Source organism: Kitasatospora sp. NPDC101447, assembly GCF_044767225.1.
GTDB lineage: Bacteria > Actinomycetota > Actinomycetes > Streptomycetales > Streptomycetaceae > Kitasatospora.
In genome coordinates, this window is sequence record NZ_JBIWNL010000050.1 from 24293 (window position 1) to 39488 (window position 15196).

The window sequence follows — 15196 nt, forward strand, 5'->3', positions numbered from 1 at the left end:
GTTCTCCGTGCGTCTGTGGGGTGCGTCTATGGGGTTGTCAGAGCGAGTGGAACGGCAGGCCTGCGTCGGCGACCAGCTCGTCGGAGGTGTCCGGCGGCAGCAGGGTGGCGGTGCCGTCGGAGACCGGGACGACACCCAGGTCGAGCAGTTCGGCCATGGCCGCGCTGCCGGCCAGGTCGCGGACCTGGAGCTGGTAGCGGGCGGTGGTGCGGTAGGTGCCGCCGGAGTCGTCGGAGACCTTCTGCAGGAAGCCGGAGTCGACCAGGAACATCACGGCCTTGGCGACGATGCCGATGGTGGAGCCGGAGAGCCGGCGGGCGTCCTTGGTGGCGCCGGTGGCGGTGCGCCGGGCCCAGACCCGCCAGGCGGCCTCCAGGCCGGGGGCGTCGGACTGCGGGTCGGTGTTGGCGCCCTCGACGTCGGCCTGCTCCTCCAGGCGGCGGCAGGCCTGGCGGACGAAGGAGTCGACGCCGTTGACGGTGATCCGGCCGAGGTAGGCGTCGTCGGCGAGGTCCTCGGGGCGGGGGAAGGCCATCGCGGCGACGGCCAGGTGGGCCAGGCCGTGCAGGAAGCGGTCGGTGGACTCGGAGGCGGCGCGGCGCGAGTAGTCGCCCATCCGGACGGCGAACAGCGAGTCCTCGGCGGCGGCCACGGCCATGCCTGCGCGCGGCGAGACCTCCAGGACGACCAGGCCCATGCCGGTGGCGATGGCGTCGGCGAGCCGGGCGAACGGCGGGTCCTCGCGGTGGCGGCGCACGAGTTCGGCGTACTCGACGTCCCGGGCGGGCAGCAGCTTGGCCTGGAGGCCGAAGGAGACCAGCCGGGCGGCGTCGGCGACGTCGGCCGGGGTGATCGGCGCGGGGGCGGCCGGTTCGGTCTCGGTCGCCCAGGACGTGTCGTGGTGGGTCGTCACGGGCGGTGCTCCTCGGGGCTGTCGCTGCAGGTGTTCGGGGTGTCGCTGCGGGTGTTCGGGTGGTGCGTCACGTTCGGGGTTCGGGCGGTGCGTCACGGCGGGCGTTCCGGCGGTGCGTCCCGGCCGGTCAGCCGGCGTCCTTGCGGTCGGCGGCCATGCCGACCGCGTCGAGCAGGGCGCTGCCGACGATCAGGTCGGCGCCGCCGAACTCCGGGTCGCGCAGCGGGGTGCCGTCGTCCACCGCGAAGAGCAGCCGCTCCTCGCCCTGGCGGTAGGCGGTGCCGACCGGCGGGCTGGCGGCGTGCACGGCGAGCAGCGCGACCAGGTACGGCAGGTCCGGGTCCTGCTTGCGGGCGTCGGCGAGCAGGCCGGAGAGCCGGCGGGGGGCGTCCGCGGGCAGGTCGAGCAGGACCAGCGCGGCCTCCAGCTGGGCCTCGGAGAACCGGCTGTCGTCCGGGGTGGCGACGAGGTCCGGGTCGGGCAGCTCGGCGCCGAGGTGCTCGCGCTCGACCGGCGGGGTGAGCAGGAGGTCGACCAGGTCGGCGACCCGGACCGAGACCGGGGTGCGCAGACCGACGCCGCGGGCGAAGAAGGCGCCGGTCGGGCGGACGGCCTGCTCCACCGGCAGCCGCAGCACCGGGGCGAGCAGCTGCCCGTACAGGTCGATGCCGCTGCGGGCGCCGGGGGTGGCGAAGGCCTGGCGGTCCTGCTCGGCGCGGAACAGCGGGCCGGCTTCGAGCAGGCGGGTCTGCAGCTGGGTGTGGCGGCGGATGCAGTCCTTGACGATGTCGACCAGCTCGGCGGCACGGCGCTTGTGCTCCGGGTCCTCGGCCTCGTCGCGGGCCTTGCGGATGTTGGTGAGAATCGCGTTCTCGTGCCGGTAGCGGTCGGCGATGTGGTCCAGCGCCTCCTCGATGAGGTCCGGGACGGCGCGCATCCAGTCGACGGCCCGGACGTTGCGGCGGGTCGCGTCGAGGGCGCGGCGCAGCGTCTCGGCGTACTGGACGGTGCGGTAGCGGGCCTGCTCGGCGGCGAGCTGGGCGTCGGCCAGGCGGCCGCGGCGGATCAGCACCTCCAGCTTGACCTCGGCGGCGATCTGGGCCGAGGTGACGTCGGTGTCGAGCGCGCCGACCAGGACGTTGACCGCCTCGTCGGTGGTGCGCAGGTAGACGCCGCCGTCGGGGCCGGGGACCTCTTCGATCAGCTTGAAGTCGTAGTCGCGGCGCACGTACGCGCCGTCCGCGCCGAAGGTGCCGTAGACGGCGCGGAAGCCGCGGTCGACGCTGCCGACGTTGATCAGCGACTCCAGCACCCAGCGGGCGACCCGCTCGTGCTCGGCGGCGGGACGGCCGGCGGCCTGGGCGGCGACCCTCGGCAGCAGGCGGGCGAGGACGGTGTCGCGGTCGGCCCCGGTGTCGAAGTCCATGTTCAGGGTGACCAGGTCGATCGCGGCGAGGCCGACCTCGGCCATCGCGTAGCCGCCGTACTCGCCGGCCAGGTTGACCTTGCGGTTGTCCAGGTCGTGCAGCGGGGCGGTGCAGGCCAGCGCCTTGAGCCGGCGGGCCAGTCCTTCGTCGGCGGCGGGGCCGGGCGCGGGGCGCGCGACGGCCGGGCCGGCGGACGGACGGATGCCGGGCTCGGTGGACGGGTCTGCGATGGCGGTCACGGAGGACAAGGTTAGAGGTTCGCACCGACATCGACCGAAACGGACCTTGCGGCCGGACGCAGCGGCAGGTGGGCGGCGGTCCGGGGATCGTTTTCAGAACGAGGTTTCGACGGTATTCCGCCATTCTCGAACCGACATTCGAGAAACCCGTGGGGGCCGCGCAATGGTTCGGTGATGATCGACCTATGATCACCCGACTGGCCAAAGCCGGCCTCGCCGTCGCGCTGTCCGTGACCACGCTCACCACCGGTGCCGTCCTCACCGCCGGCGCCGCCGCGGCCGCGCCGGCAGCCAAGGCACCGACCACCAAGACGCCGGTCACCAAGACGCCGACCGCCGCGGCTTCGACCTCCGCGCAGCACGTGACCGTGTCGCAGAGCGGGAACTACCCCGGCGGCTTCTTCAAGACCGGCAACATGTCGGCGAGCTGGGTGTCCGCCGGCACCGCCGACCTCACCGGCCCGACGCACTTCACCGTCGACCTGCCGCCCGGCGTCACCACCGACGGCGCGATGTTCTACTCCACGCCGTACGACTACACCTTCACCACGACCCTCTCGCCCGACCACCGTCACCTGGAGGCCGTCCTCACCGGCACCCGGGTGGTCGGCAAGAGCGAGTTCATGAAGCTCAACCTGAGCACCACGCCCGGCGTCCCGATCACCGGCGTGATCACGGTGACGGCCGCCAACCCGAACGACACCGGCCCGACCGGCCACGTCTCCCGCTACGACCTCGGCACCGGCGGCTACCTGCCGGCGACCGTCCAGGCCGCCCCGGCCGTCACCGGCCTCGACACCACCACCGGCCCGGGCACCGGCGGCACCGCGGTGACCGTCAGCGGCAGCAACCTCGCCCACGGCATGGTGCTGGTCGGCGGCGTCCCCGCGCCCGGCACCTGCACCGACACCGCCTGCACGGTGACCACGCCGGGCGGCTCGGGCAGCGCTCCCGTCAGCGTGGTGACGCCCGGCGGCACCGCCGCCGCGCCGGCCGGCTTCGACTACACCGGGGCCGCTCCCCCGGCGCCGCCCGCGCCGGCGGTCACCAGCCTGAGCCCGGCCACCGGCCCGGTCGCCGGCGGCACCCGGGTGAACGTGATCGGCAGCAACCTGACGTACGGGACGGTCGCGTTCGGCGGGGTGCCGGCCACGCACGTGTCCTGCGGCCCGTCCTTCTGCACGGCCACCGCTCCGGCGGGCTCCCTGCCGGGGGCGGCGAACGTCACGGTCACCACGGCGGGCGGGACCAGCGCGCCGGTGACGTACACCTACACGGCGTAGCGACCACCGTCGGTGCCCGGGTGCCTCGGCACCCGGGCACCTTCGCGTTTCCGGACACTTCGCGGGCCTCCCGGGGGCGCCGGGCGCCCAGGGCCCGACCGGGGTCCGCCGGAGGTCCGCCAGGGGCCGCCGGAAGAGAGTTGAACATGTTCAAAAGGAGGGTCTAGAGTCGGTTCCGCGCAGACGGGACAAGGCTCCGCCTGCAGTTCGGAGGTGCAGAGGTGTACGAGACGGACGACGACCCCGCGGTCGTCCTTCGCAAGGTCCGGCGTTGGCTGTGGTTCTTCCTGGTCTGCCTGGTGCTCAGCGGTCTGACCGCCTTCCCGCTGGAGACCGAGACCCGCCTGCTGGTCGACTTCGTGACCGGCCCGGCCGCCCCGCTGGCCGAGCACTTCCCCGCCGCGACGGCCTGGTTCGTGCGGGTCCACACGGGCATCGTCGAGACCGACGAGCGCTACCCCTTCCTGGCCTACGGCACCGACTGGCTGGCCTTCGCCCACCTGGTGATCGGCGCCGCCTTCTGGGGGCCGCTGAAGGACCCGGTCCGCAACATCTGGGTGATCCGCTGGGCCGCACTGGCCTGCGGAGCCGTCATCCCACTGGCCCTGATCTGCGGGCCGCTGCGGGGCATCCCGCTGGTGTGGAGATTCATCGACATGTCGTTCGGAGTCTTCGGCGTCATCCCGCTGCTGCTCGTGCTGCGCGCCCTGCGTCCGCTGGAACGTTCCTTCGAGGAACCGGCGCCCGCGCGCTGAGCCGACCCGGCCCGCAGGCCCCGTGTGGCGCCGCCCCGGGGCGTGCGGGCCCGGTCGCACGCCGAGGGCCCGGTGGGGCCCGGGTCACGGACAACGGCCTTCACCCGCAGGCCCTACCATCTGGCTCAACAGCTGCTGGGAGGCGGACGGGCGTGGCCGATGCGGTGATCGATCTCAATGCGGACCTCGGCGAGGGGTTCGGACGCTGGACGCTGACCGACGACGAGGCCCTGCTGTCGGTGGTGACCAGCGCCAACGTCGCCTGCGGCTTCCACGCCGGAGACCCCTCGACGATGCGCCGGGTCTGCGCACTGGCCGCCGAGCGCGGCGTCCGGATCGGCGCCCAGGTCTCCTACCGCGACCTCGCCGGCTTCGGCCGCCGCGCGATGGACGTCCCCCCGGAGGAACTCGCCGACGAGATCGCGTACCAGATCGGTGCCCTCCAGGTCTTCGCCCGCGCCGCCGGCTCGAAGGTCTCCTACGTCAAGCCGCACGGCGCCCTCTACAACCGGGTGGTCGCCGACTCGGACCAGGCCGAGGCCGTGGTGGCCGGCGTGCTGCGGGCCGGCGCGGTCTGCGACGGTCCGCTGCCCGTCCTCGGACTGCCCGGCTCCCGGCTGCTCCAGGTCGCCGAGGGCGTCGGACTGCCCGTGGTCGCCGAGGCCTTCGCCGACCGGGCCTACACCCGCACCGGCACCCTCGTCCCGCGCCGCGAACCCGGCGCGGTGGTGCACGACCCCGAGTCGGTGATCACCCGCGCGGTCGACATCGCCCGGGACGGCGCGGTGGAGGCCGTCGGCGGCGACCGGATCACGGTCGAGGCCCGGTCGCTCTGCGTCCACGGCGACACCCCCGGCGCCGCCCAGCTCGCCTGGCGGGTGCGCGGCGCCCTGGCCTCGGCCGGGGTCCGGGTGGAGGCGTTCACGTGACGGCCGACGGCGACGCCGGCCCCGGCGACAGCGGCGACAGCGACAGCGACAGCGGCGGCAGCAGCGCCGAACCACGGCCTGACGCTGCGCGGCCGGGTGGATCGGGGCAGCCGCTCGGGCCGGTACGGCGGGTCGGCGAGCGGGCACTGCTGATCGAGCTGCCCGGCACGGCCGAGGTCACGTCCCTGTACGGCTGGCTGCGCGAGCAGCGGGAGGCGGGCGCGCTCGGCGCGGTCGAGGAGCTGGTGCCGGCCGCCCGCACGGTACTGCTGGACGGCGTCGCGGACGTCGACGCCGTGGCACGGCTGCTGCGCACCGCCCGTCCGACGGCGGCCGCGGCGGCCGGGGCGGAGCGCGGGCCGGCGCTGGAGGTCCCGACCGTGTACGACGGCGCCGACCTGGCCGAGGTCGCCGCACTGTGGGGGGTCTCCGAGGAGGCGGCCGTCCGGATCCACACCGAGCCCGAGTACGTGGTCGCCTTCTGCGGCTTCGCCCCCGGCTTCGGCTACCTCACCGGGCTGCCCGGCCGGTACGAGGTCCCGCGCCGGGCCACTCCGCGCAGCTCCGTGCCGACCGGCTCGGTCGCCCTGGCCGGCCCGTACACCGGGGTCTACCCGCACCCCTCCCCCGGCGGCTGGCAGCTCGTCGGCCGCACCGCGCTCCCGCTCTGGGACACCGACCGGGACCCTCCGGCCCTGCTGGCGCCGGGCGTCCGGGTCCGCTTCACGGCGCAGCGCGGGTGAGCGGGCCGGGCCGATGAGCGGGCCGGGCGGGCGGCGCCGGCTCGGCCCGCTGACGCGGCACCGCATCGGACCGACGGCCGGGAGGATGGGCGAAGGGCCGTTCGGAGCTCCGGCGGCCGACGGGAGGAGACGGCGATGAGCGAACTCGTGGTGGTGCGGCCCGGACCGCTGACCACGGTTCAGGACCTCGGGCGGCGCGGGGTCGCCCACCTCGGCGTGCCCAGGGCCGGAGCGCTGGACGAGCCGGCCCTGCGGGCGGCGAACCGGCTGGTCGGCAACGAGCCCGGGGCCGCCGGGCTGGAGACCACCCTCGGCGGGGTCGCACTGCGGGCCGTCGGGACGGTGGTCGTCGCGGTCACCGGCGCACCCGCGCCCGTCCGGGTGGACGGGCGACCGGCGGCGTGGGGCGCGCCGGTCGTGGTGCCGGACGGCGCCGTGGTCGAGGTGGGACCGGCGACGGACGGGGTGCGCGGCTACCTGGCGGTGGCCGGCGGGATCGCCGTCCCCCCGGTGCTCGGCAGCCGCTCGGCGGACCTGCTCTCCGGCCTCGGGCCTGCCCCGCTGGCCGCCGCGGACCGGTTGCCGGTCGGCGCCGCGCCACCGTACCGGGCCCGGGCCGAACTGGTGCCGCTGCCCGCTCCCCCGGCCGAACTGGTGCTGCGGCTGCGGCTCGGGCCGCGCGCGGACTGGTTCACGGCGGAGGCGGTGGCCAGGCTGGGCCGCGACGGGTACCGGGTCTCCTCGACGAGCAACCGGGTCGGGCTGCGCACCGAGGGCCCGGCGGTCGCCCGGGCCCGGGACGGTGAACTGCCCAGCGAGGGCATGGTGTCGGGCGCGGTGCAGATCCCGCCGGACGGGCAGCCGGTGGTCTTCCTGGCCGATCACCCGACCACCGGGGGCTATCCGGTGATCGGTGTCGTCCCGGCCGCCGACCTCGCGGCCGCCGCGCAGGCCCGGCCGGGGACGCCGGTGCGGTTCGTGCCGCTGCGGGAGCGCTGACGGCGCTCCTCGGTGCGGTTCGTGCCGCCGCGGGCGCGTCGACGGCACGCCTCGGTGCGGTCCGGTGCGGCTCAGCGTCCCAACAGCACCTCGGCGATGGCCCGTTGGGCCGGATCCAGCGCGGTCTCACCCTCCTCGGCCGCCCAGGCCGCGTTCTGCAGCACCCGAGCGAGCGTCCAGGCCTCCGCGACCTCGCGGTCCAGCTCCAGCGCCTCCGTCAGGAGGTCGAAGCGCCGCCGCAGCGCCCCTGCGAGGTCTCCGGTGGCCACCGCGTCGTCCCAGCGGTTGCGCAGCGCCGGAAGCAGCTCGAAGCCGGGGTGCCCGGCGAGCGGCTTGGGGTCGATGGCCAGCCAGGGGGCGCGGCCGCTGCCCGGGAGCGGGGCGAGGACGTTGCCGTAGTGGAGGTCCCAGTGGAGCAGCCGGTCGCCGGGTTCGGCGCGCACCTCGCGGAGGGCGGCCACGCAGTCGGCGAGCAGGCGGCGCTCCTCCGGGTGGTCGAGGGCGGCGACGGCCGCCGCGGCACGGTCCGACAACCGAGCCGCCAGGTCGGTCAACGTCCTCAGTTCCGGGGGCGCTTGACGTTTCGTCAATTCGCTGAGCAGATCGGCGATCACGCGCACGGCCGCGAGATCGTCGGGCAGCGCGAGGAGCGAGCGCGTCGGGTCCAGGCGCTCCAACAGCATGGAGCCCGAGTCGGGTTCGTGGTCCAGCAGTCGCACGGCGCCGCGCCCGCCCCAGGCCCGGAGGGCGAGCGGTTCGCCGGCCGTCTCCTCGTCCACGGGCTGGAGCTTGAGCACGGCACGCCTCCCGTCGGCGCACCGTACGGGCAGCACCAGACCGACGACGCCGTGCGAGGCCGGCCCGTCCGGGCGCAACTCCCACCGGTCGAGCAACTCGCGGGCCAGGGCGGGCAGTCGGAGCGCCCAGGCGCGGCCCGTCGCACCGAGGAACTCCGTCAGGGACGCGGCCAGGGCGGGCGGGACCTCGACGGTCATCGGACGGTCTCCTCTCGGGCGGTCTCACGGGACGGTCCGGTCAGCCTAGAACGGCCCGGCCGAGGCGGCGTGGTCGGCACGGGGCGGCCGGGGCGGCGTCCATCGCCCCCGGCCGACCAGGGTCAGGCCCCGAGCCCCTCCGCCGCGGCGGCGGCGAAGCCGTCCGGGTTGTCGAGCATGATGTTGTGCCCGCAGTCCGGGACGGCGACCACCCGTACGCCCGCCGCGCGGAGCCCGTCCGCACCCGCCGGCTCGCCGTCCGCCGCCGGGTGGAGGAAGGTGCGCGGGAGGTCGAGGCCGAGCAGCAGCTCGCGCATGGTCGGGACCGTCGCGCGGGCGACGTAGCGGGCGCTGCGGTAGAGCGCTTCCGGGCCGGCCAGCCGCATCGTGGACCACCAGAACCGGCCGACCCGCTCGGCGACCTCGGCCCGGCCGCCGGCCAGGAACTCCTCCTCGGTGTAGCCCGCGATGCCGCTGCTGCCGAGCCGCTGCCGGTCGGGCGCGATCGGGTCCAGGTTGGCGTCCACCAGGACGAGCCGCGAGACCAGACCGGGGTGCCGGTGCGCGAGGACGATCGCGACGGCGCCGCCCATGCTGTGGCCGACCACCTCGACCCGACTCGGCCCGGCCGCCCGCACCGCCGCCGCGACCGCGTCGGCGTGCTCCTCCAGCGTGTACCCGAAGTCCGTCGGGCGGTCGCTGATGCCGAAGCCGAGCAGGTCCATCAGCAGCGAGCGGCGCCCGGCCAGCAGCGGGTGGGCGGCGGCCGCGGCGAAGTAGACGGGCGATGTGGCGCCCAGACCGTGCAGGTAGAGCCGGGCCGGCTCGGCGCCGGGCAGTTCGACCCAGCGGATCAGGTCGCCGCCGGGGGTGACGGGGGCATGGCGCATCGCACGGACTCCTCTTCCGGAAGGGGAACACCGGGGGCTCCCGGGAACGTCGAGACCATACCTCGCCATCGAGGTACCCCGCATTCGATATACCCGCGGATCGAGGAATGGCCGTGAGAGGGTGGCCCCATGTTCAAGCTCGCGATCCTCGGGTTCCTGTACGACCGGCCCTTGCACGGCTACGAGCTGCGCCGCCACCTCTCCGCGCTCTCCGGGCACGTCCAGCCGATCAGCGACGGAACGCTCTACCCCGCGATCAAGCGCCTGGAGACCGCCGGACTCCTGACCCGCCGGACCGAGCCCGGCAGCGCCGCCGCACCCCGGCACACCCTGCACCTCACCGAGGCCGGCCGAGCCGCACTGCTCGACCAGTTGCGCGAGCCCGAGCAGTTGGACATCAGCGACGAGAACCGCTGGTTCACCCTGCTCGCCTTCCTGCGCCACCTCGACGACCCCACCGCCCAGGCGGCCGTGCTCCGCCGCCGGCTGGCGTTCCTGTCCGAGCCGGCGAGCTTCTTCTACGACGGCGACCGCCCGATGGGCGCCGAGGAGTTCCCCGACCCGTTCCGGCGCGGCCAGCTGCTGATCGCCCGCGCCACCACCGAGGCCGAACTCGGCTGGCTGCACGCGACATTGGCGGAGCTTGAGGGCCGCGAGGGATAACTGGGCGCACCGGAAGGCGCCGCTGCCCGCACCGGCCGGCGAGCGGTCGGTACGGGCAGCGGGCGGAGATCTCCGGCACGTATTCCGGAGTGCGATCGGCACCGGCTGGTGCGCAATCGGTGCCGGTGGATGGCCGACGGGTGCGCGATCGGCACCGGCGGGTGGCCGATCAGTGCTGGTGGTAGGCGTGGACCACGGCGTGCCCGCGCCCCCGGCCGATCATCCACCTGTTGACCGGCACGGTCAGCCCGAAGGCCAGGACGAGCGAACCCGCCAGTGACACCCAGAACAACAGGTCGCCGAGGCCCGCGTCCATCGCCCCGGGGACGGTGACCATCACGGTGTTGTCGATGAGCTCCATCACCAGGATCGACACCGTGTCGGCGGCCAGCGCGACCTTCACCGCGGCCCCGACGTCCAGACCGGCCTTCAGCACGCCGCGCATGGTCAGCGCGTAGCCGAAGACGAAGGCCAGCAGGATCGAGACCACCACGGTCGCGCCGTTGTGCAGGCCGAAGGCGGTGCCGAGGACCATGCCGAGGATCTCGCCGATGGCGCACCCGGTGAGGCAGTGCAGGGTCGCCTGCGCGGCCGTCCGCCAGCTCGTTCCGCCCCCGGCGGCGGCGTGGTGGTCGTGCCCGCCCTGCCCCTGGTGACCGTGCCCGCGATGGTCCTGCCCGGGCCGGCCGTCCTGTCCATGGTGGCCGTGCTGCTCGTGCTGCTCATGGTGACCGTGGTGCTCGTGCTGTGCGGGGTGTGCCATGTCGTCCTCCGCTTGCCCTGACGCCCGTCCGGCGCCGCTTCCCTCGCTCCGTCGGTGATCGAAGTTATACCCCCTAGGGGTATCTCGCAAGCCCCGGAGACGCCCCCTTCCCCCGCCCGCCCATCCGTGTTCGGATGAGGGGCATGACTGACGACCGCCGCACGGGCTACGACGGAACGGGCGAGGGCGCGATCACGCCGGACGGCTGCGCCGTCGAAGTGTGGAGCCGACTCCCCGCGGGCAACGCCCCGGACGTCATCGAGGCGGCGGTGCCGCCCGGCGCACACATCCTCGAACTGGGCTGCGGCGTGGGCCGGATGACGCACCCGCTGACCGACCGCGGCTTCACCGTGACGGCCGTGGACGAGTCCGCCGAGATGCTGGCCCGGGTCCGCGGGGACGTCCGCACGGTGCGCAGCCCGATCGAGCAACTGGACCTCGGCGAACGCTTCGACGTCGTCATGCTCGCCTCCTTCCTGGTGCACGCCGGTGATGTGACGGTCCGTCAGAGATTGCTGGAGACGTGCCGCCGCCACGTCGCCGAGGACGGCTGTGTGCTGGTGCAACGCGAGGGCGAGGACTGGCACCTGAACGTGCCGCGCGAGACCGCGATCGGCCCCGGCGCGTGGTCCCGGCTCGTCTCCGCCACTCCGGTCGGCGACGGCGTGAACTCCGTCCGCTGCGAGTACGAGTTCCCGGACGGCGTCTGGACGCAGACCTTCCTGTCCCGCCCGCTCAGCACCGAGGTGTTCGAGCAGGCCCTGGCCGAGGCCGGCCTGACGGTCGAGCACTACCTGACGGAGGACCGCACCTGGGTCCGGGCGCGCCCCTCGGAGCGGGTCCCGGCGCAGGCTTCCGAGCAGGCCGGGGAGCGGGCGTCGGAGTAGGAGCGGCCCGAATGTAGCCCCGGACGTAGCCCCGGATGCAGGCCCCGGACGGAGCCGCGGACCGGGGCGCCCCCGCTGCGCGGCCGGAAAGGGCCCTGCACGCAAAGGCCGAACAAAGGGTGAACAAAGAACTGTCACTTTCACCCCGTACCATCAGCCGCGCGCCGGGCGCGCGCGGCCTGCGGGCCGGGCGGGTCGCGGTCGTCCGCACGCCCCTTCCGACCCGCAAGGACCCGCCCATGCCGCCCCTGCCCACTACCCGACGGATACCCCCGGCGGGTGCCCGGTGATCGACTGGTTCCACGGGGCCGTCCTCGGCCTGATCCAGGGGCTCACCGAGTTCCTGCCGATCTCCTCCAGCGCCCATCTGCGGGTCTTCTCCGCGCTGCTGGGCTGGGACGACCCGGGCGCGGCCTTCACGGCCGTGACCCAGCTCGGCACCGAGACGGCGGTGCTGATCTACTTTCGCAAGGACATCGCCGCGATCGTGAAGACCTGGGCGCGGTCGCTGGTCCGCCCGGCACTGCGCTCGGACCCGGACGCCCGGATGGGCTGGTTCGTGATCATCGGCACCCTGCCGATCGGCATCCTCGGCAAGCTGTTCCAGGACACCATCGAGACCCACCTGCGCGACCTGCGGATCATCGGCACCACGCTGATCGTCTTCGGCCTGATCCTGGCCTTCGCCGACCGCACCCGCGCGGTCCGCCACGCCCGTCCGATCAGTGACCTCACGCTGCCGCACGCGGGCATCTACGGCTTCGCCCAGGCGCTGGCGCTGATCCCGGGCGTCTCCCGCTCCGGCGGCACGATCAGCGCGGGCCTGCTGCTCGGCTACAGCCGGGAGGCGGCGGCCCGCTACTCGTTCCTGCTGGCCATCCCGGCGGTGCTCGCCTCGGGGACGCTGGAACTGTTCAAGATCGGCGAGGGCCCGGCACCCGCCTGGGGTCCGACCGTGCTTGCCACCCTGATCGCCTTCGCGGTCGGCTACGCGGCGATCGCCTGGTTCCTCAAGTACATCTCGACGCACAGCTTCATGCCGTTCGTGGTGTACCGGGTGCTGCTCGGCGTCCTGATCGTCGGACTGGTGGCCGGCGGCGTCCTGACCCCGGACGCGGGCTCGGTGAAGTAGAACCGCGTTTCAGAACCAGCGCGCCGCAGGATCACCGCGGCTCGGAACCGCCACCTCCGAGGAGCGGCGCGGATCCGGCCGGACGGCTCCGGAGAAAGCAGTGGGCCGGGACACCCGACGGTGTCCCGGCCCACTGAAACGTCGAGGACCTAACGCCCGAACTCCCGGGCTGCGGTCAATCGGCCGCGCACGGCGGCGTGGACCTCGGCCTCCTCGGCCGGGTCGGCGGCGAGCCTGCGCAACCGCTCCAGCACACGCGCGTCGCCCGTGGTGGCGACATGGCGCGCGGCGAGCTCACGCGTGGACTCCTCGCAGTCCCAGAGGCACTCGACGGCGGGCCCCTCGGGGAAGTGCACGTCGGTGGTGGCGAGCGCCCGGGCGGCACGTCCGCGCAGCTCGGAGGAGGCCGCCTCCCCGTAGATGTGGCGCAGGACCGGTACGGCGTCGGCGGCGGCCAGCCGCCCCGCACCGTCCACCAACGATCCGAGCCCGGTACCGGAGACCCCCCGCACGGAGACCCAGCGGCGCAGCCCGGCGACCACCAGCGGCGCGTCCTGCGGCTCCCCGGCGTCGGCCAGCAGCTGGGCGGCGGCCTCGCCGAGCGCGCTGTCCGCGCCCCCGGTGGCCGGGTCGGCCCAGCGGCGGGCCTGCGCCAGCACCTCGGGACCGCGCATCCGGCCGAGCAGCTCCAGGGCGGCCCGGACGATCCGGTCGTCCACGTCGGCGGCGGCCGCCTCGATCAGCTCGACGGCGGCCGGGTCGCGTTGCTCGACGAGGTGACGCAGGGCCGCGCGGCGGGCGCCGGGCAGGCCGCTGCGGGCGGCCTCCAGCAGCAGCGGACGGTCCTCGGGCCGCACGACGGCGGTCAGGCAGCGGGCGGCCGCGGCGGCGCGGCGGTCCACTGCGTCGGGGCCGCTCGGGGAGTCGGTGTCGCGCGCGGGCTCCGGCCGGGCGTCGGGCCGGCCGAGGAAGGCGCCGGCGCCGAGGCCGCCCAGGTCGCCCTGGTCGGCCCAGGCCAGCACGTCGGCGGTGGACCAGCCGGGGGTGACCCCGCTGCGGTTGACCTGGCGCTGCCAGAGGTCGAAGGGGGACTGCTCGGCGGCGACCGCCACTCTCGGGTGGTAGGCCGCCCACAGCCGCCACGGCCGGGGCTCGTACGCGTTGCGGATGAACTCGCGCAGCTCGGCGTCGCCCTCGGGGCCCGGCGGGAAGTGGTCCAGCACGGCGGTGCCGAGCAGCAGCAGGCCGCGGTCGTCGTCGCGCAGGGCGAGCTCGTCGAGGGCCCAGGCCCAGTTGGCGCCCGTGGCGGCGTACTCGCGCAGCATCAGCAGCGCGTCGCGCCGGCCGTACGCGGCGAGGTGGCCCAGGACGGAGAGGGCGAGGCCCGTGCGGCCCTCGTCATCGGTGACGAGGTCCTCGGCGGAGTGGAGGTGGTCCTCGATGCCGTCGAGGGGGGCTTCCAGCTCCATGTAGAGGCGGGCGTAGTAGAGGGAGCGGCTCTCGACCTGCCAGTCGGCTCGCGGATCCCTGGTGACACACTCCTCCAGCGCGGCGATGGCCTCGGCACGGTCGGCGGCCAGCGCATGGAGCTGCCCGTCACCACGGCCTCGCTGCAGGAGGCCTAGGAGGCTGGCACTGGGTGCTATCACTGGCTCGAACATGAGGTCAGCATCCGTTGCGGCGGTCGTAGTGGCAACGGGATTTCCGTCGCCGGGGTCTCTGGTCGGTACTGCGGTGGGCGCCCGGGCGCCGGAATCACCGAAGGTTACCGCCTCGCGCCCGCTTCCGCACACAGGGCGACGGAGCCCGCTGCCACAGTGGCATATGCCAGGGGAATTTTGCCTGCGATCTGTCCAAATCGCCCACGAGGGTGAGGACGTTGTGCGACAGTCTTCTCACTACCCGAGGGACCCGCACAAAGCGGGCCGAACCGAGCGATGGACCCGTCATGAACATGCCTTTAGGCGCCGCCCGCCCGCCGGGCACCGCCACGGTGGACGGCGCCCCGGCGGGCGCGAACGGCTCCGGCGCGAACGGCTCCGGCGCGAACGTCTCCTGCGCAGCCGGCCCGGGTACGGACCGAGCGGAGCGCGCCGCTGACGGGACGGGCGACGACGGCAGCGGCGGCGACGCCGACAGCGGAACGGACGGCAGAGTGGACGGCACGGCGCAGGAGCCGTCCGGCCCCTACCTCGGCGGCGACGGCGAGGACGGCGTCCTCGGCTCCGCCGAGTGGGACCTGCTGACCGACGGCGTCCACTGGAACGCGGAGACCTTCCTCCTCCTCGGGTGCGACCCGGACCACGGCCCGCTCAGCCTCGACCGGCTGCCCGACCGCCTCCCCGAGGCGGACCGGCCGCTGCTGCGCCGGATGATGACCGACGCCCTGGTGCACGGCCGCATCGCCGCCGGCACCCTGCGGATCCGCCGACCCGGCGGACGGCACGACAGCGTCGAGTGCTCGGGCGAACCCGTCCTCGGCTCCGACGGCACCGTCACCGCGCTGCGCATGCTGCTCCGCCCGGCACCGCCGGACTGAGCCACGGCACGGCCGGGCAGACCCGGGCCGCGACACTGC

General features: G+C 74.7%; 15 protein-coding genes. 9 read left to right on the top strand and 6 right to left on the bottom strand.

Features of this window, described 5'->3' with window-relative positions; all coding sequences use genetic code 11:
* Positions 1–37 precede the first annotated feature (37 nt).
* Both ACIRST_RS38655 and ACIRST_RS38660 read right to left on the bottom strand, forming a co-directional pair.
* Positions 38–913, bottom strand: coding sequence for a hypothetical protein (locus ACIRST_RS38655; RefSeq protein ID WP_350526293.1), 876 nt, complete (start codon positions 911–913; stop codon positions 38–40).
* A 127-nt stretch (positions 914–1040) separates the two neighbouring features.
* Positions 1041–2579 (bottom strand): hypothetical protein, encoded by a 1539-nt coding sequence (locus tag ACIRST_RS38660; protein WP_402808770.1) that lies wholly within the window; start codon positions 2577–2579, stop codon positions 1041–1043.
* A 185-nt stretch (positions 2580–2764) separates the two neighbouring features.
* On the opposite strand from ACIRST_RS38660, the gene ACIRST_RS38665 reads away from it, so the two are divergent.
* The 5 genes from ACIRST_RS38665 to ACIRST_RS38685 all read left to right on the top strand — a co-directional run bounded on the left by ACIRST_RS38665 (position 2765) and on the right by ACIRST_RS38685 (position 7288).
* Positions 2765–3862 carry an IPT/TIG domain-containing protein gene (locus tag ACIRST_RS38665; RefSeq protein WP_402808772.1) on the top strand — a complete coding sequence of 366 codons (1098 nt, stop codon included), beginning with the start codon at positions 2765–2767 and terminating at the stop codon, positions 3860–3862.
* Positions 3863–4083: 221 nt separating this feature from the next.
* Positions 4084–4617, top strand: coding sequence for a hypothetical protein (locus ACIRST_RS38670; RefSeq protein WP_402808774.1), 534 nt, complete (start codon positions 4084–4086; stop codon positions 4615–4617).
* Positions 4618–4769: 152 nt separating this feature from the next.
* Positions 4770–5546 carry a 5-oxoprolinase subunit PxpA gene (locus ACIRST_RS38675; RefSeq protein WP_350526290.1) on the top strand — a complete coding sequence of 259 codons (777 nt, stop codon included), beginning with the start codon at positions 4770–4772 and terminating at the stop codon, positions 5544–5546.
* A gap of 146 nt (positions 5547–5692) precedes the next feature.
* Complete coding sequence (gene pxpB, locus ACIRST_RS38680) at positions 5693–6289, top strand: 5-oxoprolinase subunit PxpB (RefSeq protein ID WP_402808806.1); 597 nt, start codon at positions 5693–5695, stop codon at positions 6287–6289.
* A gap of 135 nt (positions 6290–6424) precedes the next feature.
* On the top strand, positions 6425–7288 hold the full coding sequence (locus ACIRST_RS38685; RefSeq protein WP_350526288.1) for a biotin-dependent carboxyltransferase family protein: 864 nt from the start codon (positions 6425–6427) through the stop codon (positions 7286–7288).
* 71 nt (positions 7289–7359) lie between these two features.
* On the opposite strand, the gene ACIRST_RS38690 is transcribed toward ACIRST_RS38685, so the two are convergent.
* On the bottom strand, positions 7360–8283 hold the full coding sequence (locus ACIRST_RS38690; RefSeq protein WP_402808777.1) for an aminoglycoside phosphotransferase family protein: 924 nt from the start codon (positions 8281–8283) through the stop codon (positions 7360–7362).
* A gap of 122 nt (positions 8284–8405) precedes the next feature.
* Positions 8406–9173 carry an alpha/beta fold hydrolase gene (locus tag ACIRST_RS38695; protein ID WP_402808780.1) on the bottom strand — a complete coding sequence of 256 codons (768 nt, stop codon included), beginning with the start codon at positions 9171–9173 and terminating at the stop codon, positions 8406–8408.
* A 129-nt stretch (positions 9174–9302) separates the two neighbouring features.
* Here ACIRST_RS38695 and ACIRST_RS38700 point away from each other — a divergent pair, with 129 nt between their 5' ends.
* Positions 9303–9836, top strand: a complete 534-nt coding sequence (locus ACIRST_RS38700) for a PadR family transcriptional regulator (RefSeq protein WP_350526285.1) — start codon at positions 9303–9305, stop codon at positions 9834–9836.
* 169 nt (positions 9837–10005) lie between these two features.
* On the opposite strand, the gene ACIRST_RS38705 is transcribed toward ACIRST_RS38700, so the two are convergent.
* Positions 10006–10599, bottom strand: a complete 594-nt coding sequence (locus ACIRST_RS38705; protein WP_402808781.1) for a DUF4396 domain-containing protein — start codon at positions 10597–10599, stop codon at positions 10006–10008.
* 143 nt (positions 10600–10742) lie between these two features.
* Between ACIRST_RS38705 and ACIRST_RS38710 the strand changes: the two genes are divergently transcribed.
* Positions 10743–11486 carry a class I SAM-dependent methyltransferase gene (locus ACIRST_RS38710; protein WP_402808784.1) on the top strand — a complete coding sequence of 248 codons (744 nt, stop codon included), beginning with the start codon at positions 10743–10745 and terminating at the stop codon, positions 11484–11486.
* A gap of 289 nt (positions 11487–11775) precedes the next feature.
* Entirely contained in the window at positions 11776–12618 is an 843-nt protein-coding gene (locus ACIRST_RS38715) for an undecaprenyl-diphosphate phosphatase (protein WP_396553102.1), read from the top strand.
* 149 nt (positions 12619–12767) lie between these two features.
* Here ACIRST_RS38715 and ACIRST_RS38720 read toward each other — a convergent pair whose 3' ends face one another.
* Positions 12768–14279 (bottom strand): HEAT repeat domain-containing protein, encoded by a 1512-nt coding sequence (locus ACIRST_RS38720; RefSeq protein WP_402808786.1) that lies wholly within the window; start codon positions 14277–14279, stop codon positions 12768–12770.
* A gap of 287 nt (positions 14280–14566) precedes the next feature.
* On the opposite strand from ACIRST_RS38720, the gene ACIRST_RS38725 reads away from it, so the two are divergent.
* On the top strand, positions 14567–15157 hold the full coding sequence (locus ACIRST_RS38725) for a hypothetical protein (RefSeq protein ID WP_402808789.1): 591 nt from the start codon (positions 14567–14569) through the stop codon (positions 15155–15157).
* Positions 15158–15196: the final 39 nt, after the last annotated feature.

Coding starts and splice junctions, on each gene's coding strand:
- ACIRST_RS38710 (WP_402808784.1), top strand. CDS start 10,743: ATGACTGACGACCGCCGCACGGGCTACGACGGAACGGGCGAGGGCGCG.
- ACIRST_RS38725 (WP_402808789.1), top strand. CDS start 14,567: ATGAACATGCCTTTAGGCGCCGCCCGCCCGCCGGGCACCGCCACGGTG.
- ACIRST_RS38700 (WP_350526285.1), top strand. CDS start 9,303: ATGTTCAAGCTCGCGATCCTCGGGTTCCTGTACGACCGGCCCTTGCAC.
- ACIRST_RS38685 (WP_350526288.1), top strand. CDS start 6,425: ATGAGCGAACTCGTGGTGGTGCGGCCCGGACCGCTGACCACGGTTCAG.
- ACIRST_RS38665 (WP_402808772.1), top strand. CDS start 2,765: ATGATCACCCGACTGGCCAAAGCCGGCCTCGCCGTCGCGCTGTCCGTG.
- ACIRST_RS38720 (WP_402808786.1), bottom strand. CDS start 14,279: ATGTTCGAGCCAGTGATAGCACCCAGTGCCAGCCTCCTAGGCCTCCTG.
- ACIRST_RS38695 (WP_402808780.1), bottom strand. CDS start 9,173: ATGCGCCATGCCCCCGTCACCCCCGGCGGCGACCTGATCCGCTGGGTC.
- ACIRST_RS38705 (WP_402808781.1), bottom strand. CDS start 10,599: ATGGCACACCCCGCACAGCACGAGCACCACGGTCACCATGAGCAGCAC.
- ACIRST_RS38690 (WP_402808777.1), bottom strand. CDS start 8,283: ATGACCGTCGAGGTCCCGCCCGCCCTGGCCGCGTCCCTGACGGAGTTC.